This window comes from Bacillus sp. AFS037270 (assembly GCF_002585305.1).
On record NZ_NUNF01000121.1, the window covers coordinates 1 to 365 of the forward strand.

Here is a 365-nt window from a genome sequence, read left to right on the forward strand (position 1 = left end):
CAGTGACAGCTGCAGCAAAAATTATGCGTGATATTAATTGTGGTTCCGTACCGGTTTGTGAAGGTAAAAAAGTGGTGGGAATGATGACTGACCGTGATATTGTCCTTAACTGTGTTGCTGATGGAAAAGACTGTAGCTCAATCCATTGCCATGATGTAATGACTTCAGATGTAATTACCTGTTCTCCGGATACAGATGCACATGAATGTGCTCGTTTGATGTCTGATAATCAAATCCGCCGTATCCCTGTGGTCCAAAATGGAGAATTGGTTGGCATTTGTGCTATTGGTGACCTGGCAACAGTTAACATTCATATTAATGAAGCAGGGGATGCGTTAAGTGATATTTCTCGACCGCTTCAATAA

1 protein-coding gene is annotated in these 365 nt (G+C 41.6%); it reads left to right on the plus strand.

Going from position 1 to position 365, the window contains the following annotated elements; translation table 11 throughout:
* Positions 1–2 precede the first annotated feature (2 nt).
* Positions 3–365 carry a CBS domain-containing protein gene (locus tag COD92_RS31030; protein WP_255295314.1) on the plus strand — a complete coding sequence of 121 codons (363 nt, stop codon included), beginning with the start codon at positions 3–5 and terminating at the stop codon, positions 363–365.